At 52.5% G+C, this 22,875-nt stretch carries 17 protein-coding genes; 6 read left to right on the top strand and 11 right to left on the bottom strand.

The window, feature by feature from the left end; translation table 11 throughout:
• Positions 1-119: 119 nt before the first annotated feature.
• The 7 genes from ACNKIB_RS01395 to ACNKIB_RS01365 form a co-directional block, all read right to left on the bottom strand.
• Positions 120-548 (bottom strand): hypothetical protein, encoded by a 429-nt coding sequence (locus ACNKIB_RS01395; RefSeq protein ID WP_417908751.1) that lies wholly within the window; start codon positions 546-548, stop codon positions 120-122.
• The gene (locus tag ACNKIB_RS01390) at positions 548-739 is read right to left on the bottom strand and encodes a ferredoxin (RefSeq protein WP_417908750.1); all 192 of its coding nucleotides are present in this window, start codon (positions 737-739) and stop codon (positions 548-550) included. The genes ACNKIB_RS01395 and ACNKIB_RS01390 overlap by 1 nt, the downstream gene beginning before the upstream one ends.
• A gap of 48 nt (positions 740-787) precedes the next feature.
• A complete protein-coding gene (purF, locus tag ACNKIB_RS01385; RefSeq protein WP_417908749.1) occupies positions 788-2,212 on the bottom strand; it encodes an amidophosphoribosyltransferase in 1,425 nt (474 codons plus the stop codon).
• 345 nt (positions 2,213-2,557) lie between these two features.
• On the bottom strand, positions 2,558-3,466 hold the full coding sequence (locus tag ACNKIB_RS01380; RefSeq protein ID WP_417908748.1) for a restriction endonuclease: 909 nt from the start codon (positions 3,464-3,466) through the stop codon (positions 2,558-2,560).
• A 270-nt stretch (positions 3,467-3,736) separates the two neighbouring features.
• Positions 3,737-4,000 (bottom strand): hypothetical protein, encoded by a 264-nt coding sequence (locus ACNKIB_RS01375; protein ID WP_417908747.1) that lies wholly within the window; start codon positions 3,998-4,000, stop codon positions 3,737-3,739.
• Positions 4,001-4,225: 225 nt separating this feature from the next.
• Positions 4,226-5,008 carry a YkgJ family cysteine cluster protein gene (locus ACNKIB_RS01370; protein WP_417908746.1) on the bottom strand — a complete coding sequence of 261 codons (783 nt, stop codon included), beginning with the start codon at positions 5,006-5,008 and terminating at the stop codon, positions 4,226-4,228.
• A gap of 109 nt (positions 5,009-5,117) precedes the next feature.
• Positions 5,118-10,103 (bottom strand): DUF748 domain-containing protein, encoded by a 4,986-nt coding sequence (locus tag ACNKIB_RS01365; RefSeq protein ID WP_417908745.1) that lies wholly within the window; start codon positions 10,101-10,103, stop codon positions 5,118-5,120.
• Between the two features lie 306 nt (positions 10,104-10,409).
• On the opposite strand from ACNKIB_RS01365, the gene ACNKIB_RS01360 reads away from it, so the two are divergent.
• From ACNKIB_RS01360 to thiH, 4 genes are all read left to right on the top strand, one after another.
• Entirely contained in the window at positions 10,410-11,576 is a 1,167-nt protein-coding gene (locus ACNKIB_RS01360; protein ID WP_417908744.1) for a UbiA-like polyprenyltransferase, read from the top strand.
• A 117-nt stretch (positions 11,577-11,693) separates the two neighbouring features.
• Positions 11,694-11,891 carry a sulfur carrier protein ThiS gene (gene thiS / locus ACNKIB_RS01355; protein ID WP_417908743.1) on the top strand — a complete coding sequence of 66 codons (198 nt, stop codon included), beginning with the start codon at positions 11,694-11,696 and terminating at the stop codon, positions 11,889-11,891.
• Position 11,892: 1 nt separating this feature from the next.
• Positions 11,893-12,684 (top strand): thiazole synthase, encoded by a 792-nt coding sequence (locus tag ACNKIB_RS01350; protein ID WP_417908742.1) that lies wholly within the window; start codon positions 11,893-11,895, stop codon positions 12,682-12,684.
• Between the two features lie 2 nt (positions 12,685-12,686).
• On the top strand, positions 12,687-13,799 hold the full coding sequence (gene thiH, locus ACNKIB_RS01345; protein WP_417908741.1) for a 2-iminoacetate synthase ThiH: 1,113 nt from the start codon (positions 12,687-12,689) through the stop codon (positions 13,797-13,799).
• Positions 13,800-14,419: 620 nt separating this feature from the next.
• Here thiH and ACNKIB_RS01340 read toward each other — a convergent pair.
• Both ACNKIB_RS01340 and ACNKIB_RS01335 read right to left on the bottom strand, forming a co-directional pair.
• Positions 14,420-17,491 (bottom strand): delta-60 repeat domain-containing protein, encoded by a 3,072-nt coding sequence (locus ACNKIB_RS01340; protein WP_417908740.1) that lies wholly within the window; start codon positions 17,489-17,491, stop codon positions 14,420-14,422.
• 100 nt (positions 17,492-17,591) lie between these two features.
• Positions 17,592-18,614, bottom strand: coding sequence for a molybdopterin-binding protein (locus ACNKIB_RS01335; protein ID WP_417908739.1), 1,023 nt, complete (start codon positions 18,612-18,614; stop codon positions 17,592-17,594).
• A gap of 105 nt (positions 18,615-18,719) precedes the next feature.
• Between ACNKIB_RS01335 and ACNKIB_RS01330 the strand changes: the two genes are divergently transcribed.
• Positions 18,720-18,914: a Trm112 family protein gene (locus ACNKIB_RS01330; protein WP_417908738.1), complete on the top strand. Its 195-nt coding sequence runs from the start codon at positions 18,720-18,722 to the stop codon at positions 18,912-18,914.
• Between the two features lie 359 nt (positions 18,915-19,273).
• Here the strand turns inward: ACNKIB_RS01330 and ACNKIB_RS01325 are convergent, their stop codons facing one another.
• Both ACNKIB_RS01325 and ACNKIB_RS01320 read right to left on the bottom strand, forming a co-directional pair.
• The gene (locus tag ACNKIB_RS01325; protein WP_417908737.1) at positions 19,274-20,317 is read right to left on the bottom strand and encodes a potassium channel family protein; all 1,044 of its coding nucleotides are present in this window, start codon (positions 20,315-20,317) and stop codon (positions 19,274-19,276) included.
• Between the two features lie 22 nt (positions 20,318-20,339).
• Positions 20,340-22,346 (bottom strand): ribonuclease catalytic domain-containing protein, encoded by a 2,007-nt coding sequence (locus ACNKIB_RS01320; RefSeq protein WP_417908736.1) that lies wholly within the window; start codon positions 22,344-22,346, stop codon positions 20,340-20,342.
• A 331-nt stretch (positions 22,347-22,677) separates the two neighbouring features.
• Between ACNKIB_RS01320 and tnpA the strand changes: the two genes are divergently transcribed.
• Positions 22,678-22,875: IS200/IS605 family transposase (gene tnpA, locus ACNKIB_RS01315; RefSeq protein WP_417908735.1), on the top strand; the 198-nt coding region annotated here is incomplete at its 3' end.

The raw sequence follows: 22,875 nt of genomic DNA, 5'->3' as shown, positions 1-22,875 counted from the left end.
GCGTACTGCCGCCTCCTCAAAACTCAAACCTTCACGTTCTTTGATTTCCAATACTTTCCGGCGAAAATCTACTGAATAGGCCATAAGATTCAACTCATAGGATGAAAATGATTGCTTGATCATTTTATATCGCTGCGGCTGTGAATTTTATTTTCATGGCATTTAGCCTTGCGGCTGAAGCGTTTACTGATCTTTGGCCACGAGAAGCCTGGCGCATCCTGCACTTGCTGCCACGCTTGAGCGAGAACGGCGGGGTCAAGCTGTTCACCTTGCAGCAGCCCAATGATAGCCTGCTGCACTGCCGCTTGATCAAGGAAAACATCAACCACCCGACGAATCGGAATCAGCTCCTCAGTCTCCGTTTCTTCGTCAAGACCAAGCTCATATTCCAGCAGATCAAAAAGTTCTTTGACGATTTTCTTCATCGCCTTGTCGAGAGCATCCCGATGCAGCAAAGATAACGCGCTGCTGAAACCCGCGTTGATGATTATTTTCTGCACAACCTTTTCTGCAAGGTCTTTACCCAAAAAAGCCGACCACGCAACCATTATTCCTTCACCTCAATACACTTCTCCGGGCAAAATGCCGCCGCCTGATACACCGGGTCCGTGATTTCAGGCGCGACGGCCACCAGCTCCGCCTTTTCCGCCATGCTGTCCATGCGAAAGACTTCTGGGCACATCTCCACGCAGGTGCCGCAGCCGCTGCACCGGTAGGTATCAATCACTATCTCTGCCATTGTCTTTTTCTCCTATTACCCGCCGCAGCGTATGCCAAGCCCTTTCCGTCAACGGCAGCTTTTGCAGCAGCTGTTCAGGCATTCTTTAGTGAAAGTGACATCCGGCGCAATGGGATACTTGCCGTCAAAGCAGGCGAGGCAGAAATCCTCCTTCTTCAGGCCAGTGGCCTCGACCAAACCATCCAAACTGAGATAGGTCAGCGAGTCCAGCTCCATGTGATCGCGGATCGCCTCGATGGAAATCTTGGCCGCAATCAGTTCCTTGGAGGAAGGAAAATCAATCCCGTAATAACAAGCATGAATAGTGGGCGGACAAGAGACCAGCAGATGCACTTCCTTGGCTCCGGCGTTGCGCAGGGCGTGCACCCGGCTTCTGCCGGTGGTGCCGCGAATGATCGAATCTTCGACTATGATCACCCGCTTGCCCTCGATCAGCGGGCGCACTGGATTCAGCTTGACCCGCACCGAGAAATCCCGCATCGCCTGCGAGGGCTGAATGAAGGTGCGCCCTACGTAGTGATTGCGGATCATGCCCATTTCCAACGGAATGCCCGATGCCTGTGAATACCCGATGGCGGCGTAATTACCAGAGTCGGGAAAGGGCATGACGAAATCCGCCTCAATCTTTGCCTCACGGGCCAAAATTGCACCCATCCGCTTGCGGGTGGTATAGACATTGCAGCCAAAAATATCGCTGTCTGGTCGGGCGAAATAGACTTGCTCAAAGATGCAGAAGCTCCGCTGTTTGGCAGGCCAAGGAAAGATCGACTCTATGCCGTTCTGATTGATGATCAGCACCTCGCCTGGTTCCACGTCGCGGATGTATTCAGCATTGATCAGATCAAGGGCACAGGTTTCAGAGGCCACCACATGCGCCCCATTATCCAAACGGCCTAAGCAGAGGGGCCGGAAACCGTTCGGGTCGCGCACTGCGATCAAGGTGTCTGGGGTCATGAGGATAAGCGAGTAAGCCCCTTGGATGCAGGCAAACGATGCTTGAATAGCCTGAGCCAAACCAAGGTGCATATTGCGGGCCATCAGATGAATGACAATTTCGCTGTCCATTGTGGTCTGGAAGATCGAGCCTTTTTCCTCCAATTGTCTCCGCAGGGCCATCGAATTGACCAGATTGCCGTTGTGCGCCACGGCCAATTGCAGGCCCTGATGGGTGACAGCAAAGGGCTGGCTGTTGATGATCGAGGATTCGCCAGTAGTGGAATAGCGCACATGACCAGCGGCCAAGTGCCCGGAGAGCTTTTGCAGGCTGGCTTCGGTGAAGACCTCCGGCACCAAGCCCATTGCCTTGTGGACGGCCATCCGCTGGCCGTTGCCTGCGGCGATGCCCGCGCTTTCCTGGCCCCGGTGCTGAAGGGCGTAGAGACCGAAATAGGTCAGTTTGGCCGCGTCTTCATGGCCGTAAATTCCACAAATGCCGCACTCGTGGGCGGGCTTGGTCCGTTCAAAATGTTTCATGATAAAATTATGCTGATTGGGTTATGCCGCCACCTAAAACCTGAAGGGCACAGGAAACGCTCCCTGTGCCCCATTGTTCACTGAATTTGCCGAATTTTCGCAGACTGCTGGCTATTTGATCACTTCAGCCAACTGCATGTCGCTGCGGAGAATCTGATTCACAATTGAGGAAACATCTGTTTTCCTTCGTTCAGATATCTGCTGCACAAAGGAGAATATTTCTGCGTCTTTATTGAAAAACTTACCACGTTCTCCTTGTGGAAAATCGTATTCATCTCTCATCTTATTTTAGTCTATCTTCTTGAATTTCAGCAGCAATGGGATACTCTTTCCTGCATCTGCCCATTAGACTGTATTCCGTAGTGGAAAATTGATATTTCCATACCTTACGATAGCCTCAACCTTAGCCTTTATTGCGTCAAGGAATAAGACTTGGCAACCTAGAATCATTGCCAAATCTTCACCTGTCATCAATATTATTCTAGGTGAATCGCCAGAGAATTTATGCACCGCATTTTCATCAAAACCGTTGGCAGAAAGAAACAACCCTCTGGTACTTTGCGCTTTACCTCTGATTTTTCCATCGAATACTGATAGATCCTTTTGTTTAATTGGGTCAGCTTCCCATTTTGACTCGACGAGATAGTCAAACTTCTCAAACCGAAAATGTCCATCAATTTGCTCGCCATCAGGGGTTTTGTACGGCCTTGAATATTCTAACTCGTTTAGCTGAAGAAGATCACAGAAAATATTTTCAAATTTATATCCTCTTTGCTGATGAGTATATTCAGAACTTATGGTAAGTGAAATAAACAGCCTGTTTAACTCTTCGAGTCGTTTCTTATGTGACTTACTTTCTTCGATATGTGCTGTGTAGTTATTCCGAGATTCTTTTCTTTTTCTTCGTTCGATCTCCTGTTCAATTGGGTCAGAACCCACCAGTTCCTTAAAATCATTTAATAAGTTCTTCGCTTTGTTATCATCCAAAGCATCTTTGTCAACAGCACCCCTTAAACGGAAAAAATTGGAAATTAAGCTATTAATTGTTTCAAATTCATCCTTTTCTTCCAGGAACTCAAGAATATTTCTCATTACGTCATATTTACTGTATGCTGCCTTAGGGAAACGCTCATAAAGCCTTTTTGATACCCCACTGCTATCTAAAAAACTATAGAAACTATTCCAGTACCAGAAGCACGCTCCAGACAATGAAACCATTGCTTCCTTTAGCTCGTATTTGATCTTCTTCGTCAATTTTTAAGACCCCATTTAGAACATAACAAGAAATTACCGCTTGCTGAGTACGACAGGCAACAGGGCAGAAGCAGTCGGGGGAAAGGCGCGACTGCCGGCAGTTATTGCTCGCGTTCCTAAGCCGCTCTGTTTAGCTATGGCACTCCGCGATGCTCCAGGACGGAACGGCCTTGCCAAGGCCCTGTTCGCCGCTTCAAATGGCGCATTCGCTGTTTCGAATAAGTCATTCAAAGCGTTAAATGCCTCGCTTGAAACTTCAAATGAGACATTTTACACTTCGAATACCGCATCTGAAGACTCGAATACGTCGTTCTCAACTTCAAACGTCGTATTCGCTGTTTCGAATAAGGCATTCAAAGCTTCAAATGCCTCGTTTGAAACTTCAAATGAGACATTCGCTGTTGGGAACGTCACGTTTGCAACTTCAAACGCCTTATTCGCAACCTCGAATGACTCATTTGCAGCTGCAAACGCCGCATTCGAGACAGGGAATATCACGTTCTCAGCCTGAAAAGACCTTAACGCAGCGGGCAAGGCCTCGTTCTCAATTCAGTCTGCGGCATTCCAACTATCTGATACCGACCAAAAAAGAGTAAAGGAGTCAATTTGAATTTGCCCTCTCGCAGTACAAACACACAGGGCGATCACAAGGATCGCCCAGATGCGTGGAAAGGAAGGATACAACGCCGCCCATTATACAACGGCCTCTTGGAATGCGCTTTCGTTTTTTAACAAATGGGCAGCAGCGTGCTGCAATTCTTAGGTCGCATAAGCAGTCTTGCGATACTCATTGCCACACCAGTATTCGCCGAAAAATTCTTCTAACAGCCAGCGCACACCGAGAAGGAGCAAGGCTTTATCATCACCAGCAGAAATGGCCCGCGATTCCATAGGTGAGAGCGGTTGTTTCAGCTGAATCCGGCCTGCAAGCAATTCCCGGCGGAACATATCAACGTTGTATAAGGCCAAAATGAACTGCTGCATCTGCGAACGGGTTGGCCGAAAGCCAGCCCGGACTTTGGGATGCTGGAGCAGCTGGAGCAGCTGATCATTAAAGCGGTTGTATTCTGTCAAACCCTGGGCCTGAAAATAGCCAGGCACAGTCTGTTCTAGGCCAGCAGCGAAGCCCTTGCAGTGCGGCTCTTGCACAAGGACAAACTGCTCAGTCACAGTGCCATCAACTCGGCGAGAAGCACCGCGTCCAGCAGGATAAGCCCGGCAGGCTGCGGGCCGATCTTCATAGACACTACAGCCTTGTTCGTTGAGAAAGACGCAGCTTGCTTTGCCGTCATCGACCATAGTTAAAAAGCAATGCGGAAAACGCATCCCTTCTTCCCATTCCACGATTACATAGCGTTGCAGAAAAACAGCGGAATCCAATTTCAGTCTTCTCTTCAGGCGCAACAGATCATACGGGGTGAGGATGAGATCAATCTGCCGACAGCATTCATTGAAGCAGGACACATTTGGGTGGCAGGAGAAGGTGAATTTCTCGCTGTAACTCATCGGGCGACAGGGGGAAGGTAATTTGGGAATCATCATAGCTCAATTGTAGGCGTTATAAAAAATGAAGAAGCGCAGGCTTACGCTCAAAAGCAAAATCGGGAAATGCCACACTATACAGTGGTATGACAGAATGTGCTGCCGTTTTTCACCAGACAGGGGCCGGAATTAATCCTGCCTTTGCGCCGCAGGTACCGCTTTCCTCCAACTTCACCCGTTCTGCCGAAAGACCCAGCTTACTGATGAGCTGCTCGCGGACTACTTCAGCCCGGGCACGGGCCAGATCAGGGAGAACATGCTCTGGGAGCTCGGCTTGCGGCATGGGCAGCGGCTGGAGATCTTGCCGCGCCTTTATTTCAGGCAGCTGATCTTTGACTATCGGCAAGCCCAGCTTTGTTAAGGTCATCTGGCGCAGCACTTCTTGGGCAAGCAGCCGGTCCAGCTCTTGCTTGCGGCGGGCATTCTCTTCCTCTACCTTCTGGCCGCCATTCTTTTGCGCCTGGGCCAGTAAGGCCTTGCGGTCTGCCTCTTGGTCATAACAGCCTTGCACTGTCCAGCCCAGATGCGGATGCGTGCTGAAGAATGGGCGAAGGCTCTCTAAGCCTGCCATGAAATCGGGAACCTTTTCCCCAGGCAGGAAGTCAATGTCTGGCGATTTAGGCAGATTGGGCAGCAGCTTTTCCAGAGCAGTCCACGGTGAGCTTGCGCTCAATTGCTGGAACCTGCCTACTACGGCTTGCACAAGTACCTCATCTGCAACCGTAAAAGGCATGGACTGAAGCGGGATGGAGAACGCACCATTTTGCTCAGTCAGGAGCGCAAGAGCAAAAGCGTAGTCGGATTTGGGCAAGGGAACAAAGCCGGAAAAGTCTAATCGGTCGCCTGTTGCTGAAACGGTGCGGTTGATCGTGCCTCGGCTGCTGTCTAAAGCTAATTGCTTGGCCAATTCTTTGGCTGCACCAGGCAAAGGCAGCTGCTCCACAGTCAGTTGGTCGATGGCCGCGTTGCTGGTGTCGGTTTTGCCGCTGGCTGCGAAATCACTGCCGCCCATTTTGCCGGTAAAGGAGAAGCTAGCACTTGCGCCAGGCTTGATTGGCCCGATTTGCCCCTGAATGCCATTAAAGCTCAAGTCGCTCTGGCCACTGCGTTGCAGGCTACCGCTGCTCAGGCTGCACTGTTCAACTGCAAGCTGGGGTAATTCCGCAAAAAGGGCAAACAAGCCCGCAGGCATACTGCTGTCTGCCGCAGCGAGCTGGAGCAGTGGTTCTTCCAGACTGAGCGTTTCCATTACAGCGGCAAAAGGGGTAAGAACAAGAGAGGCCTTATCTGTCGTTGCCCGTCGCCAGCGTAAACTATCTCCTCGACTGGTCTCAGCGACAAAATGGTCTATGTTGATATTGCCGCTGAAGCGGGTTTCGGGCAGCTTGAATTCGCCTTTGCCACTTAGACTGCCTTGTTTAATGGTCAGCTCATCACGCAATAGGCTGGCAAATGCTTTGTTGAAGAGGCGGATATCAAGACGTTCTGCGGTCAATTCCGCCAGAGCACTCCCGTCTTTGTGGAGCTGGCCTGTAGCCTTGAGACTGCCCTGCCCAACTGCGGCCACAAACTGGAGATTATTCTGGCTAGCCTGTTGATCACGCAAACCGGTCACACTCATCTTCAAACCAGAGAGCGGCAGCAAGGCCGAGCCAACTGGCAGCAAGGCCGAAGAGCTGCTGATTTCGACCGCATTGGCAGCAAGGTGCAGTCCGCCTGTGGGTCGAAAGAAGAAACCAGCCGCAGCCGCAGCAAAATCAGCCTGCTCTACAGCAATCGTGCTACAACTTAGGCCAGCCTCTAAGGAACAATCTGCCCCGCTAGCTGATTGACCAGACAACAGAGCTGCACCTTCGTGCTGGAGGCTGAAATCTCGTATTGCAAGATTCCCGCTGGCAAGATAGAGCTTGGCTCCTTCTTCTCCAGCGTGGAGACGACCTATTCCAGCAAGATCAACTCTACCTGAGCTGAAACGAAGGGTATCGCCAAGATACGAATTGAGCAAAGCAGCATCGGCATTTTTCAAAGCTAGCTGGCCAGATAAGGTTAGGCCGGAATCCTCTTTGGCTACTGTGCCGTTGATCTCCAGCTTGCCAGAGCCGCTCGTTGTTGCCTCGACCTTGATTTGCCCAGGTAGGCCGCTGAGACTCAGTTGCAGACCAGAAAGCGGCAGCATGGCTCCGCCCAGAGCGAGTTGGGCCACAGAGTTCTGCAATTCCACCTTCTGAGCCGCAAAACGCAGCCGTCCTGCTGGATGCAGGAAAAAGCCTGTTTCAGCAAAGTCTGCGCTCTTGGCAGTGACGCTGCCGCAGGTTAGGCTGCGGGCATGGCCATCAAAGGTGCAATCCTGGCCATGTACTTCCTGAGCAGAGAGTAACGCAGTGCCGCTCTTCTGTAGAATAAAATCACGCAGCGAAATCGTGCTACCAGAGACGTTCAAAACAGAGCCGCCTAGATGGAAGCTGCCGCTGAGATCGGCACGACCTTGGCTCAAACTCAGGCCTTCGCCTAAATAAGGTTGGAGAACATCTGCACTACTGTTGCGCAGGGTAATGGTGCCGGATAAAGCAAGACCAGTCGCCTCGTGTGCAGCGGTGCCGTTAAGTTCTAGCTGGCCAGAATCCTGCGTTGCTGCCTTCAGACTGATCTGACCAGGCTGCTTTTCCTTCAATCCAGTTAAGGTCAGATTGAGACCAGAAAGCGGCAAGGTCGCTGCACCCAAAGCAAACTTGGCGGAAGAGTTCTTCAGCTCCACTGTATTGGCGGCAAGGCGCAGTCTGCCTGCTGGCTGTAGGAAAAAACTGCTATCCGCGAAATCTGTTCCTTCTGCCGTGATTTTTCCGCAAGTCATCCGCTGATTACCACTGTCTAAGGCGCAATCTGTACCATTCACTGCCTTGCCAGAAAGCAAAGGGGAATCGCTGCGCTGGAGACTGAAATCCCGCACAGCTATTGTGCCGTTAGAGAGATTCAGGGCAGGCCCGTTCAGATTAAAATTGCCGCTGAGGTCTGCGCTGCCTTGGCTAAAATGCACTTCATCCCCCTGCGCAAGGTACGAATGAAGCAGATCAGCCTCGGCATTTTTCAAAACCAGCTTGCCAGAGAGCAGAACAAGCCCATCCTTACTTGTGGCTGATGTACCATTAAGAGAAATTTTGCCCTGCTTCCCTGCTCCAGCCTCTAAACTGATCTGACCAGGTTGCTGCTTTTCTCCCAATCCAGTCAAGGTCAGATGCAAACCAGAGAGCGGCAAACGCGCTGGGCCAAACGGCAGCTGGGCAGATGCGTTCTTCAGCTCCAAATTATTGCAGGAAAAGTGCAGCCGACTACTGTCTTTGCCCTTTTTATTATTGGGCAGGAAGAAACTAGTTTCTGCAAACGCCGCTCCTTCCAACAGAACCTTGCCACAGCTCATACTCTGCTCTGCTCCATTGAGCAAGCAATCAGTGCCATTAAAGAGCTTACCTGTCAGCAAGGCTGCTTTCTTTTGCTGAAGAACAAAATCCCGCGCGGTGATTGTGCTGTCAGAGATGGTGATACTGGTCTTACCTTCTGCCTCTTGCGCCAGCTGTAACTCCCCTGTAATATCTGCCGTGCCTTTGCTGAAACGCAGCCATTCGCCTGGAGAAAGATAGGGACGAAGCAGATCGGCCCGCATATTCTGCAAACTGAGACTACCGTTCAAGTTACAGAGAGGATCAAGGTGTCCTTTAAAGGTGATATTCGAGTTGCCATTGATTGCAGAAAAGGACAGTAGCGATTCACTGGTCTCGCTCTCCTTGGCCAAGGTGCTGGCAGTGCTGTTTTGAAAGCCAGTCAGCTCGGCCTGCACTTCAGTCCATTCTTTGTGGCTGCTTTTTACTCTGCCTTTGCTTACAGAGAGCCGCTGCACAATTAAGCCGATCTGCTCAGGGTTGAGAAGGACTGCGGCCTTAGCTGCCAGCTCTGTACTATCGAGCAGTTCCTCCTGGCTTTCTGGCAGATCAAGCTGCGGCTCTTCTAAGAGCAGCTCATCAACGGTATAGAGCTTCTGCATGGGATTGAAGCGGATAATCGCATGGGCAGTTGGCGAGGCCAGTTGGAACGCCTGTTCAGGTTGTTCCTCATGCTCGGCAGACTGAACGAGTAACTCGGAAAAGGAAACCGAGCCAGTGATGGCTGGCCCGTTACCAGCCGCATCTTGCAAGATAACTTCGAGCACCGCATCTGTTCGTTTCGCACTGACATTCACCAGTTCTGCCATGCCTGGAATTAAGCCCAAATACAGCTGGGGATCCAGATCGTCTAACTTCAGGGTAAGCCGGGTTGACTGGCTCGCATCTGCCTGCTTCTGGCCAGTAAGCTGGAGCGGACTGGCATTGACCACCGCGCTGAGGGTTGGCTCTTGGCCCTGGCCAGCAGGCGGCAGGAACAATTCAATATGCTCAAGCAAATGCTTTTTTCCACTCGGCTGATCAAGAAAATGGACTGTGCTGCGGTGCAAGCGAAGCCCCTCAGCCTGGAGCCAACTGGGGAGAAAATTCAGGCCATTGAATAAACTCCGGCCTGGCGGTAAGGCATTGAAGCTGCCATCTTGCCGACGGATGAGATTGGCCCGCAAGCGGTCAATCCGCACATCGTCAAGGAGCACCTGGCCCTTGAGCAAGGGCATTGGCCGCAGCCGGGCATCAATGGCCTCAATCCGCGCCAGCTCTGGTTCGTCGGGTCGCGCAATTGCCGGGCCGAGCGTAATCTCTCGCAGCTGCAAAGCAAAGCTGAAAGGCGATAAACTGGCCTGCTTAACTATGACGGGTCTGCCCAGCTGTCTGCCCAGCTGCTCGGCCAATGGCCCTTGAATATACAGTGGCAGCAAATAATATACGCCAATCAGCCCAACAAGGAGCACAACAAGCGGCAGAAGCAGGAGGAGCAAAAAACGCGCCTTGCCACGTACCCGAGGGCCTTTTTGCCGCTGGGCAGCTTTTTCTGGGGGTGAAGCGACTGCCTTAGGCGGTCTGTTGGGTTTGACTGGAGCTGCTAACCCGCCCGGCCTGATCTGGATTTCACCGAAATCAGGCTTTTTTCCAGAGTTAGGATCTTTCTTTTCGTCGATCATGGTGTGCGTATATTGTTCTCTCGGTTGAATGCGAAAAATTGTACAGTCTTGCCCAGATAAATCAAGCAGCAAAAACGGGAAGTGCTCTCGGCTGGCTTGCCAGGACAAGGATGCCGGAACCATAATAGACGGTCCAGGTTGGAGAGAGCAAGCCTGGAACGCAAGTGCCTGGTTCCAGGCAGCCAAATTTCCCGATTGACGGAAAAGAGGCATCGCCTATAATACATCGCCTGCGTCAGCCAACTCAAAGCGTTGTGTTCCATCATACAGGAAGCAGCAAGCAGATTGAAGTGAAGAGCGCAGCACTTGCTTTTCTGGCATTTTGGGTACGTGGGCAAGCAAGCCAGAGAGGAGTACGGCTGGTTTGCCAAGGAGTTTGGCTCGGCCAGAAAGGAGTTGTACTCGGTAACAGAGGAGTTCGGCTTGGCAGGAAAGGAGTGCGGCTTGGCCAAACTCCTTTCCTGCCGAGTACAACTCCTTTGCAAGTCGGCCAAACTCCTCTTCTATCAAGCCGAACTGCTTTGTCAGCGAGCAAAAAAGGAGACGCAATGCCTCTTGCTGAAGTATGAGTTCCTGCAAAATAACTCCAAATACAATACATTAGCCCTTGCTGCCATGCTGAAGAAACTCTCCACCTTGCTTGAGATGATCAAGTTCAAGCACAGTGTTTTTGCCATGCCTTTTGCCCTGATGGGGGCCTTTCTCGCTGGGCGAGGTCTCCCTTCATTGCGGGTTTTCTTCTGGGTGATCCTCGCGATGCTGGGCGCAAGGACAGCAGCGATGACTTTTAACCGCATTGCGGATCATCGCTTTGATGCTGCCAACCCACGCACGAAAAGCCGGGCGATTCCTGTGGGTGCGGTCTCCCTCGCAGAATCTTGGCTGCTGGTTGCGGTCGCGTCTGCCTTATTCTTCTTTGCCTGTTGGATGCTCAATCCCTTAGCCCTGACTATTGCTCCCTTTGCCCTGGCCTTAACCTTCTTTTATTCGTTGACCAAACGCTTCACCTGGCTCTGTCATGTCGTGTTGGGTGTAGCTTTGGCCATTTCGCCGCTCGGTGGATGGGTAGCAGCAGCGGGTAGTCTGGTCGGTTATCCTTGGGTGCTGTCTCTGGGGGTACTTTTCTGGGTGGCCGGCTTTGACATCATCTACGCCTCGCAGGATGCAGAATTTGACCGCCAAGCCGGGCTGTATTCGATGCCAGCTTCGTTGGGTCGGAAGAAGGCTTTCCAGCTGGCCATCTGCTTTCATGTGCTTGCTTTTCTCCTCTTCACCCTGACCGGTTATATGCAGCACCTCAACCTTGTTTATTATCTCGGTATCGCCTTAACCGGCGTAGCTTTGTTCTATCAACACCTCATTGTCAACCCGCGTGATCTCTCGCGCATCGAGATGTCTTTTTTCTCGATGAACGGTTTTATTGCCCTGACGCTGTTTATCGCTGCTTACATTTCTTTACTGATGGAGGGGTGATCAGAATATTTTCTTGACGCGCCGCCGCAATTCAGTTAGACACAGAGCTGCGTTGCACGGGGGGTGCTTTCCCCTTTCCCTTTGTTTGTCAGTCCGGTAGCAAACTTACCACACACCATGCAGATAACCCTGAACGGCCAGCTCACGGCAACCGCTGCCCTCACCTTATTCGACATGATCATCGAGCAAGGCTTTGTGCCGGATGCCGTGATTGCCGAAGTCAATTTTGAGCTGATTAAAAGAGACCGCTGGCAGCAGCACCTGCTCCAGGACGGAGATACGGTGGAGCTGCTCAGTTTTGTAGGAGGAGGCTGAGATGAATGCAACGATCAACGCAGCAGACGACGCATTGCTGCTCGGCGGGGTGCGCTTTACCAACCGCCTGCTCACCGGCACAGGCAAGTTCGCCTCGCACGACCTGATTGCCCCGATGCTCGCGGCCAGTGGCTCGGAGCTGATTACGGTGGCATTGCGCCGGGTTGACCCCAAGGCAGGCGAGCAGGACATCCTGCGCTACATCCCGCCTTCGGTGCGGATATTGCCCAACACCTCTGGCGCGCGAACCGCCGAGGAAGCGGTGCGCATTGCCCGGCTGGCGCGTGCGGCAGGTTGCGGCGATTTCATCAAGATTGAGGTGATCACCGACAACAAATACCTGCTGCCGGACAACGCCGAAACCCTCCGCGCCACCGAAATCCTTGCCAAAGAAGGCTTCATTGTCTTGCCCTACATGTTCCCTGATCTGACCGTGAGCAGGCAGTTGCACGATGCGGGCGCGGCGGCAGTGATGCCGCTCGGCTCGCCCATCGGCAGCAACCGGGGCTTGGAGATGAAGGCGATGATCAAGCGGATGATCGAAACCAGCAAGCTGCCGGTTATTGTGGACGCAGGCATCGGCAAACCCTCGCAGGCCGCCGAGGCAATGGAGATCGGCGCGGCAGCGGTGCTGGTCAACACCGCCATTGCCACCAGTGCAGACCCGATCATGGCTGGCAAAGCCTTTGGCCTCGCGGTGCAAGCCGGGCGGCTGGCGCGATTAGCACAGCTGGCCGGGGAGAAAGAATATGCCGAAGCCTCCTCGCCCTTGACCGGCTTTCTCCGAGCATGAGCATGTCCTTCCTCAACACTGTCCTTGCCTTAGAATCCTTTGATTTCGATGCTGCTATGCGGGCCGTGACCGCTGCCGACGTGGAGCGCACCTTGTCCCGCGACGAGCAGCTTGACCGCCGCGACCTGCTCCACTTGCTCGCTCCGGCAGCGCAAGGTTATCTGGAGGAAATGGCCCAGAAAGCGCATCGTCTGACCTTGCAGCACTTCGGCAGGGTTATTGGCCTGTATGCGCCGTTGTATATCTCGGATTACTGTGCCAACGCCTGCACTTACTGTGGCTTCCATGCGGGTGTTGACTTTCCACGCACCAAGCTGACCTTGGACGAGATCGAGCAGGAAGCAGCAGCCATCGCTGCCACCGGTATTCGTCATATCCTTGTCTTGACTGGCGAAGCCCCGGCCCAGACTCCCCTGTCCTATCTGGCCGAGGCAGTGCAGCGGCTGCGGGCGCATTTCTCGTCTATCGCCTTGGAGATTTTCCCGCTCGATGAGGCCGAATACCGCATCCTGCGCGAGGCTGGAGCCGATTCGCTGACCGTCTATCAAGAGGTTTATGATCGCACTATATATAAAGAGGTGCATCCGGCGGGACGGAAGGCGGACTATGCTTGGCGGCTGGACACCCCGGAGCGCGGCGCACGGGCAGGCTTCCGCGCCCTGAACTTAGGGCCGCTCTTTGGCCTTGGCGAACCCCGCCGCGAGGCATGGCTCGCCGCCCTGCACGCCCGCTGGCTGGAGGAGGAGTTCCCGGATGTGGAAGTCTCGCTCTCCCTGCCGCGCATGACCAAGGCGGCAGGTGCGATTGCCCCGCGCGCGCTGATGTCGGATATGGAGTTTGTCCAGTTCATGCTGGCGTGGCGGCTGTTTATGCCGAGGCTGGGCATCACCATTTCCACCCGCGAGGCCCCCGCTTTCCGCGACCGGCTGGTGCAGCTTGGCGCAACCCGCTTTTCCTGCGGCTCCAAAACCGGTGTGGGCGGCTATGCGGTCAGGAAGCAGGAGGAAGCCCCGGTGCAGTTCAGTGTCACCGACGACCGCAGCGTGGCGGAAGTGGCAGAGATGCTGCGGCGGAGTGGCTATCAGCCAATCTTTAAGGATTGGGAGCTGGTGTAAATGGGATTCATCACCGAAGAGCGATGAAGAATCCAATCATTGAAGAGAAGGTGAGAGTGCAGAAACTCCTCTCCAAGAAGGCAGGGTCTGTGGCGGCATACTTACGGCTGGCAACGGAGAAAGCCGACGAGATTGAGCAACGCTTTGGGGTGAAGCTACGCAGATCGGCTCAATCTCGCAGGACATTGACACTGCTGGAGGACAACAGTATAGCTGGAGCAGTATAAAATGTTTCTCCTGCAACTCTTGCGCCGCAGGGGCAGACCCCTGCCTCGATGTCTAAAACAGACAGCATATCTTTCACCATATAAAATGGGAGTATTTCACAATATAAAATGGCACCATTTTGACATATAAAATGGGAATATTTTTATTCACAAAATGGAGGGCTTTTGATTCACAAAAAAACGGCATTTATCAACGTATGGATTGCTGGAGCAGTTTTTCCTGCCTGCTCTCCTCATTCCATGCGAGATGGACAATCTGGCGCAGGGCAAGGGAATCATTTTATGATGCTCCAGCTGTATCACGCAACGCGAGCCAACAACGCCACCCATTTTGCACAACAAAGGCTGGACAAGGAGGCAACCCTTGATCCAGCCTTGCTGTAATGCCCTTTCTTAAACTGCCGCTGCCTTTCTGTTCAGCAGCCGCAAGCCTTGCCAGCAGAGCATCAAGCCAAATACCGCTGCCGGAAGCAGCACGATAGACGCACCAAAGTGCAGGACAATCCACGCTGTCCCAATCACGGGTAGCAGCAGCATTCGCACAACCAAGCGCAGGCTGCTGTGTTGGCTGATCAGGTCAGCGAGAGTTGGTGAATACGAATAGTAGAGGTCAATCAAGGAGCGGCTGACTGCATTGCTACGCAGGAACTGATCCCGGAAGTCGCGGAGGATTTGCACCGAGGGATGGAAGATGGAACCATAGGCAGCAGTGGCCACAAAGCAGGAATCAGCAGTGCGGAAACCGACTGGGTTGCCGTAATAGGTTGTGCCGTTGCTAACCACCGCATAAGCCCGTGCATAGAAGAAGGTGCCAGGTTTCAGGTTCGTTAGCTTACTGCTGAAAGGACCAGTACCGCTGCCTTCTTCGGTAGAGCCTTCTTCATCGAATTTTTCGTCTTTGTTGTCGGAGTTATTTATTATTGAACCTGTTGTACCTGTGGTGCCAGCTGTGCCTGTTGCGGCTAGAGCTGTGCCAATGAAGAAGTTACCGACGTTTTGCAGTGCAGTGTTGATGATCTCATCTGAGGCAGCAAACGCAATCAACTGAGACTGCTCCGGCAAGACACAGGCAGACGCAGCAACAGTGAATGAAATAATGCTGTCCGTTGTATTCACAACATCAGTGGAATCATTCTTACAGCGAACGTAATAGGTGTATTCTTGCCCAGCTGTAAGACCAGAAATTAGTTCAGAATGATTCGTTTCTCCTGTTGTAGTAAAAGGACTGTCCATATCAGCATAGGCAGTTCCAGAAGTAGTGTCATACTTGCATGTTGCTTTAACACCTGTGGTCAGGCTTAAGGTGACAGATGTGCTTGGAACCGTCCCGTTAGGAAGAAGATTATACCTCAATGGCCCGTTGTCTGAACTTTCTAGCGTGAATGAAATAACCTTGGCAGTTGTGTTCACTGCGCCGCTGGTTGTATTCTTGCAGAGGATGTGATAGGTATATGTTTCTTCAGCCGTAAGGTTAGAGAAAGATACTGTATGGCTTGTTCCTGTCTCAGTAAGAAAGTTACCAGCCATCTGGTCATACGCTACATCATCGGTATCATATTTGCAGGTTGCATTAACATCTGTATTCAGGCTTAACGTAGCTGATGTGCCAGAAACCTTTGCCGAAAGATTGTCCATCTTTGGGCCGTTGTCTATAGTACCACCGTTCTCGTCAACAGTGAACGTTATCTCCTTGTCAGTTGTATTCACCGCGCTGCTAGCCTTATTCTTGCAACGGACAAAATACGTATGAGAGCCAACCGTAAGATTAGAGAGAGGCTCTGAATGACTTTTCCCTCCTGTCGTGTCAAAATCATTCTTCATCTGATCATAATCCATCCCTGAACTGGAATCTGTATATCTACAGGTCGCATCAACGTCTGTGGTCAGGCTTAACGTAACTGATGTGCCGGAAACAGTTCCAGAGAGACCAGACCGCACCGGGCCATTATCTGTGCTACCTGATGAACTACTACCATCCTTCAACACTGGATTAGGCATGGTTCCAAAGACAATCCCTCGCTCGGTAACATCACTCAGGCCATCCAATATCTCACCTTGAATGATTACTGTGGTTCTCGTTATGTCGTAAGGCTCACCAGTCACTACATACTCATTACCAGGATTCAGCTTACTTCCACTACCCAGAATATTGTTAGGGGAGAGTCCCATTAAGTTATATTTGCTCACCGCTGCACTGGAACCAGCCTCTGCTTCGCTCTCACCAACCGCAACCACACTCTCCTTGGAAAGCGTAGCCAACGATGTAGAGGTATCCTTGCCGCTACTGAAGCCCGTAGTCAGGGCATCAGCCTTGAGCACACCACCAGTCTGCATGGACAAGCTGCTGCCACCTGTGTTTTCCTTTGCGGTGCCCTTGGTATAGGTGATTAACAGGAACTCACGGTTCTCACCCGTGGTCTTAAAGCCAGCCGCAGCAATGTTCTCGCCTGCGGGCGCAACATCAAGCAATACATCGTCACCATCACCAGCAGAGCTGACTAAGACGCCGTTCTTTTCAAAGCTGCTGTCAGGACGACCTTCGGCAGTGAAGCTGAACAAGGCTGCGTCGCGCTCGCCTTCTTTGCCTACTGAACCAGCAACCAGAACTTTGCTGTTCTCATTGACAAACATACCATAGCCTTCGCTAAAGGTACTGTTGTCCGCAGGAACAGCTACGCCTTTCTCGCCGAAGGTTTGATCTAAATGACCTTTGCTATCAAAGCCCACAACCATGAGGCCACGTCGATTGCCATCACTATACGTCCCAGCAACAAGAATGCGGCCCTCTTTGCTTAAAGCTACGCTTTCTGCTTGGGCATCCACCCCGACGACACTGAGAGCAAAGCCCTCTTGGCCAAAGTTCGGATCAAGTTTGCCATTGGTTAAATAGCGGCCAAGAACCACTACTCTGCCATTTGCTCCTTGAGCAGCACCAGTAATCACAATGCGGCCATCATCCTGCACAGCTACATCGGTAATCTCATCATGACTACTACCCACACCTGTGGAAACAATGCCTTCGTTGCCAAAGCTCCGATCAATGGAACCATCACTGTTATATCTAACTAAGGCAAAGTCACGGTCTTTCTCCGTGCTGCTGTACCCTCCAGCAACAATCTTACCATCAGCTTGCAGAGCCAGACTCAAGGCTTCATCGTCAAAGGAACCAACCGCTGTTGTTACTGTGCCATCTATATTGAAAGAAGTATCTAACGAACCATCAGGCAAAAGACGAAAGAGCATAAAATCCCGGTCTGCGGTGCTTGTTGCAGAGCCTGCGGCCACAATCTTGCCGTCTGGTTGGGCAATAACTGCATTAGCTCTACTACCACGAATGCCTAAATCAACAGCCACCCTGCCATCCAGACCAAAGGTGCTATCAAGAGCAGCAGCAGATGCCTCAGCACACCAGGAAGACAAGAAAAGGGCAGAAAGAACAAACAGACAAGATGAACGCATACTCATGATCAGCATCTCCTAGGGAGAAAGGATGGGCGGAATGTGTGAATCAGCATAACCGATTCACTTGGAGATTGCAACCAGTTGTTACCGCAGGCTTCTTTACTTATTTACCAAAATTGCAGACCGGGTAATGGCAAATCGTGCAGTTCCGACAGAGACCTCCATGCCCCATCGCAGCAAGATCTTCGCGAGTCAGCTGTTCCCCAGTTAAGATGCGGGGCAACACTAAATCAAAGACGGTAATCTTATGGAACATGCCACACGCAGGCAAGCCAAGCACCGGGATCGTGCCTATTTTCCCGACTAAGAACATTGCGCCTGGCAACACCGGTGTACCATAGACAATATCCTCAGCCCCAGCCTCACGGATGCCTGTCCGCGTTAGATCATCAGGATCAACCGACATACCACCAGAGGTAATCACGAGATCAGCACCAGCTTCTAGGCAGTTCTTGATTTCCAGGGCTATCAGGGCAGCATTATCAGGGGCAAAACCAACATACACCACCTCGGAACCCAACGCAGTCAGCTTGCTGCGCAATACTGCCTCGAATTTATCTTCAATCCTACCTGAGAAGACCTCATTGCCCGTGATGACCAAGCCTGCCTTGACCTTGGGAAGGGGCAGCACTTGTACGATCTTGGTCTCCTCAGCCACAGCTACGGCCTGCATCACCAAACTGCGTTCCCCGACCAAGGGAATCAAGCGCACCGCCGCGACTTGTTCCCCTTTCTTGACCGGCGTATGGTTGTGTAAGGTGGAACACATCACTTCACCTAGCAGGTTGAAGCAGAACAGGGCCTCCTTATCAATCTTAAGGAGACCATCGTGCGCGGCCTTAATGCTCACCTTGCCTTCTGTCACCTCATCAGAGTATTCCACTCCGCTACCAGCCAAGGCCGCCGCCATCAGTAAGGCAGCCTCGTTCTCGTGCACCTCATCTGCGCTTAACTCAAGGACATAGATATGCTCCTTGCCTAATTGCCGCAGCCGTTCAACATCTGCGTGTTGGATAATATGCCCTTTCCTAAAGGCTGGGCCTTTTGACTTACCTGGAACGATCTCTGTAATATCATGGGGCAAGACCATGCCCACTGCTTGGGCTACGGGGATCTGTTGTTTCATCTTTCTCACTTCCTCTGTTGTTTTACTGGCAGCAGCCTACGTTTCTGGTACTATAGCCAACCACAGTCGCGTTGTTTCCCTTTGCCACTTAATGCTTAGAATACCATGATCAGTCAGAATCTCCTTGATATTATTGCGTGCCCCCAATGTAAAGGGGCTGTGCAACTCACCGAAATGCAGGACAGCTTAGTGTGCCCAACCTGTCAACTTCTCTATGCGATCCGGGATGGCATTCCCATTATGCTGCTGGATGAGGCCAAGCCGCTCGAGTATTTGCGGTCATCCCCTAACCAGTATTGAGGCTGAACCCTAATACATACTGAGGCCATCCCTCAGTACATACTGAGGTCATCCTTCAGTACATACTGAGGCCACCCAACAGTATATACTGTTGCCATCCATCTAACAGTACTGTTGCCACCCATCAGTACATACTGTTGCTGAACCCTGATACGTACTGAGGCCACCCCTCAGTACATACTGAGGTTGAACCCTAATACGTATTGCGGCCAGACTCCTCTGCTGCCGAGTGGCAACCTCTTTGCAAGTCAGCAGAATTCCTCTTTTACCCAGCCAAACTCCTTGGCAAACGAGCAAGAAAGGGGTCTTTTCTCAGGGTTATGCAGGAAATACCGTAACAGAAGGAGCCGATTCCCTCTCTACAAGGTCTCGGCCAGTGCGGAAATATGGCTGCTCTCACCCAGAACAATTAAGATGTCGCCGGCCATGATGCGGGTGTCTGAGCCAGGATTGAAGATCATAGGAGTCTCATTGCGTTTGATGGCCACGACAATGATGCCGTATTGCTGCCTGACTCCAGTTTCAATCAAGGTCTTCCCCACACAGGCAGCTTGCGCTCCTACTAAGAGTTCTTCCATGCGCAGTCCCAAGTCACCGGCCTGGGTCGCCAGATCAAGGAAATCAACCACCGTGGGCCGGACGATAAGCTGGGCCATGCGGCGTGCGCCGATGCAGTAGGGAGAGATTACCCGGCTGGCTCCGGCCCGTTCTAACTTCTTGGTTGCACCAGGTACACCGCTGGACCGGGCAAGGATGAACAGCTTCTGGTTAAGGCCGCGCGCAGTGAGTGTAATATAGACATTCTTCTCGTCCGATGAGACTGCTGTGATTAAGCCACGGGCCTGTTTAATGCCAGCCGCCAGCAGGATGTCGTCATCCGAGGCATCGCCTTTCAGCTCCGAATAGCCAAGGCGATCTATCGCCTCTATCACACTTTCATCGCTTTCAATGACAACGAAAGGGCGATTGCTCTCTTTAAGAATAGAGGCTATTTCCTGGCCTATCCTACCAAACCCGCAGATGATGTAATGATCATGCAGCTTCGTTACTTTCTTTTGCATTCTTCTCTTGGTGACAATATGGTGCAGGCCGCCCTCAACCATTGCCTCCGTGATCTGACTGAACAGATACATAACGTAACCCACGCCAGAGAAGATCAGCAGAATGGTAAAGAGGCGGCCTGCTAAAGTGACCGGCGCGATGTCGCCGTAGCCAACGGTGGTGATGGTGATGGCAGTGAGATAGAGGCCCTCAAAAAAGCTAAAGCCCTCCAGCAGCATGTAACCGGTCGGCCCGACAAGCAGCAAAAGAATGAGCGGCGAGGCAGGCAGCAGGTATTTGCTGGCTTTCTTCGCGAACAGCCTGTACAGCCGGAGAATTGCCGCTGGAATGCCGCGTTGCATGGGGAGATAACTTAAGTTGCTGCTACCACTCCACCCGTAGGGTGTTCTCCAGCGCATCCACTTTGGCGATGCGCACTCTGATCTCGTCGCCCGGCTCGGTTTGTAAGGAGGGATGGACCGGCAGATCAATGTCAAAGAGGCAGTCGAGCAACAAGGCATTGACCCGCAGTGGCCCGCTATTGACCACCAAGGCAGGCAGCGTGTTGCCGACCTGGTCTTCCAGCCAGCGCAGGATCCAGTAACGGTGCCGTTGCTGGCGCACCTTGTTGGCACGCGAGAGCTTCTCCTGAATGATCCCGACAAACTTCCGGCAGTCATCCATGGAGAAAAGGATGCCTTTACCGCTGATCATGTTGGCTATTTGGAGCTGCACAGCAGTGTCTAACACTCGGCGGATGGGCGAAGTCACGGTGGTGTAGCAGTTGAGGCCAAGGCCGGAATGCGGTTTGGGGTTAGCAGTCAGCTCGCCACGGGCAAGAAAGCGTCGCTGGCAAGCGATATCGGCCAAGCTGTTCTGTACCCCGGAGATCAGCCGTTTCTTGGGTGGCGGCTGAGAGCGGAACAGTCCTGGAGCTTCCTGGGCAGCAAGGTAATCGGCAGCAATGCCATTGGCAAGAATCATGCACTCGGCCACGATGCTACGGGCCGGAGTATCCGAAGGCGTGAGCACAACCGAAACCTTGCCGTTCTCAACATAGACATTCACATCTGGTAGGGAGAGCAGCAGGGCACCGCGTTCGGCCCGCTGCTGACGGAGCTGAAGCTGAAGCCGATTGAGCAGGCGCAGACTGTTGTCTTCCTCCACCATCCGATCAGCCTCGCTGTAACTGAGCTGCCGCTTGACCTGAATGACGCTGAGAACGATCTTGCTGCTGAGAATTTCACCCTCTGGTGACATTTTGACCAGACAGCTCACTGCTGGCCGTACTCGATCTTTAATCAGGCTGAACACGCCTTGCGACAACTCGCGCGGCATCATCGGCACTTGGCCTTCGGGGAAATAGAGCGAAGTGGCCCGCTCTAAGCTTTCAGCGAACAACGGGTCTTTGGGGCTGAGGAAATAGGCGACATCCGAGACATGGATGCCCACGAGCAGGCTGCCGTCCTCCTGCTGCTCGACATGCAGCGCGTCGTCGTAGTCACGGGTGGAAGAGCCATCAATGGTGAAGATATCCAGCTCACGGAAATCCTTGCGCTTGGGATCAGCCAGCAGTTCCTCGGCACTTGGTTCGGTGATGCTGTTAGCATGAGCGAGCAACTCCGGGCTGAATTCCACAGGCTGTTCTGCCTGAAGCAAGGCGATATTCTCATCCGGCTGCCAGTAACCCGCCTGCACCAGCACTCGGTAAGGATCACTGGGACGATTTAAGCCAGCGTTCTTCAAAAGCTGGCGCACCAGTTCAAGGTCGCAGTTCACTGCCTCGCTGCCAAAGAGGGCAAAGTCAGCTAGCCAAGAGAGAACACGCTCACGCTCCGGCCATTGTTCAGCTGAGATTTGCGTGCCTTGCGAGAGAGCTGCCAGATGAGCCGCCCCGTTCTTGAGCAAATCCTCTTTTTCCTGCTCACGCTGCCGCTGAAGGCGGAGCTGCTCCACCTGCTCTGGGCTGTGGACGCTTACCAAGTCATTCTTGAACTTGAAGAACAAGCGGTCTTCAAATACAGCCCGCAAGAACGCCGCAGATTGGTCGTCATTCAGGCTGCCACCAAAGAAGAGTTCCGCGAGAAAATCCGCTGGAAAGGCGTTCTGCTTCTCTGCACTGGCCAGCTCCCAGATTTCCTCTAGCGGGATAGCTCCGGTGAGAGCAGCGCGGTTCTCGGCCATGCCTTTGAGTAAAGCCATGCGGTCTTCGCGGCTGCCTTCGACCTGATGCCTGGTTTTGGAAACCGTCAGCACCCGCGAGGCGGGCAGCACGATCTCCCGGCCATTCTGATTGATCAGACGCAGCTTGCCGCTGCTGTCCTGAAGGACAAGACCGCAGATGAAGCGGCCAGCATCCAGATATTCAACAATGCTTCCAGGAGAGGTCATGATGCGATTTCTTCAAAAGTTGAGGAGCAGGCCCGGATGCAGGCTTGCCCCGCATCTACGCTGGCCGGGGCGGCGAACGATCAGTGTTCCTCACGTGGAAGAACAGGTGGAATATACCGGCAGCCTGGCAAAAAGACAAAAAATTTATGCAGTACCCCTGTACAGGAAGGGAAAATCTTGGGTGGCGGGCTGAATCCGTTGTTTTTTAATTAATAATAGGTAAACCCCCGGCTTTGCCGGGGAGACTGTCCGAAGTTTGACTTTTACGGCAGTCGTCCAGTCCATGATCCTGAGTGGTGAACCGCCCAAGTTCACCAACACAGGAGAAGTCATGGACGAATACCGAAGTTTATCCCATATAAAATGGATATGCAAATATCATGTCGTTTTTATTCCGAAATATCGGAGGAAAGTTTTGTACTGCAAGCTCAGAAAGGAGCTTGGAGCAGTTTTTCACGAACTGGCCCGGCATAAGGAGAGCGCAATTGAGCAGGGCGTATGTTGTCCTGATCATGTGCATATTGACAGG

It is taken from the genome of Candidatus Electronema sp. PJ (assembly GCF_048287395.1).
Lineage (GTDB): Bacteria > Desulfobacterota > Desulfobulbia > Desulfobulbales > Desulfobulbaceae > Electronema.
The sequence above is the reverse complement of the archived record's forward strand: the minus strand, read 5'-3'. Positions and strand labels throughout refer to the sequence as shown.

Excerpts from the sequence above, each read along its gene's own strand:
- ACNKIB_RS01350 (WP_417908742.1), top strand. The coding sequence starts at position 11,893 with ATGAATGCAACGATCAACGCAGCAGACGACGCATTGCTGCTCGGCGGG.
- ACNKIB_RS01330 (WP_417908738.1), top strand. The coding sequence starts at position 18,720 with ATGATCAGTCAGAATCTCCTTGATATTATTGCGTGCCCCCAATGTAAA.
- ACNKIB_RS01320 (WP_417908736.1), bottom strand. The coding sequence starts at position 22,346 with ATGACCTCTCCTGGAAGCATTGTTGAATATCTGGATGCTGGCCGCTTC.
- ACNKIB_RS01395 (WP_417908751.1), bottom strand. The coding sequence starts at position 548 with ATGGTTGCGTGGTCGGCTTTTTTGGGTAAAGACCTTGCAGAAAAGGTT.
- thiS (WP_417908743.1), top strand. The coding sequence starts at position 11,694 with ATGCAGATAACCCTGAACGGCCAGCTCACGGCAACCGCTGCCCTCACC.
- thiH (WP_417908741.1), top strand. The coding sequence starts at position 12,687 with ATGTCCTTCCTCAACACTGTCCTTGCCTTAGAATCCTTTGATTTCGAT.
- ACNKIB_RS01335 (WP_417908739.1), bottom strand. The coding sequence starts at position 18,614 with ATGAAACAACAGATCCCCGTAGCCCAAGCAGTGGGCATGGTCTTGCCC.
- ACNKIB_RS01390 (WP_417908750.1), bottom strand. The coding sequence starts at position 739 with ATGGCAGAGATAGTGATTGATACCTACCGGTGCAGCGGCTGCGGCACC.
- ACNKIB_RS01370 (WP_417908746.1), bottom strand. The coding sequence starts at position 5,008 with ATGATGATTCCCAAATTACCTTCCCCCTGTCGCCCGATGAGTTACAGC.
- ACNKIB_RS01340 (WP_417908740.1), bottom strand. The coding sequence starts at position 17,491 with ATGAGTATGCGTTCATCTTGTCTGTTTGTTCTTTCTGCCCTTTTCTTG.
- ACNKIB_RS01325 (WP_417908737.1), bottom strand. The coding sequence starts at position 20,317 with ATGCAACGCGGCATTCCAGCGGCAATTCTCCGGCTGTACAGGCTGTTC.
- ACNKIB_RS01365 (WP_417908745.1), bottom strand. The coding sequence starts at position 10,103 with ATGATCGACGAAAAGAAAGATCCTAACTCTGGAAAAAAGCCTGATTTC.
- purF (WP_417908749.1), bottom strand. The coding sequence starts at position 2,212 with ATGAAACATTTTGAACGGACCAAGCCCGCCCACGAGTGCGGCATTTGT.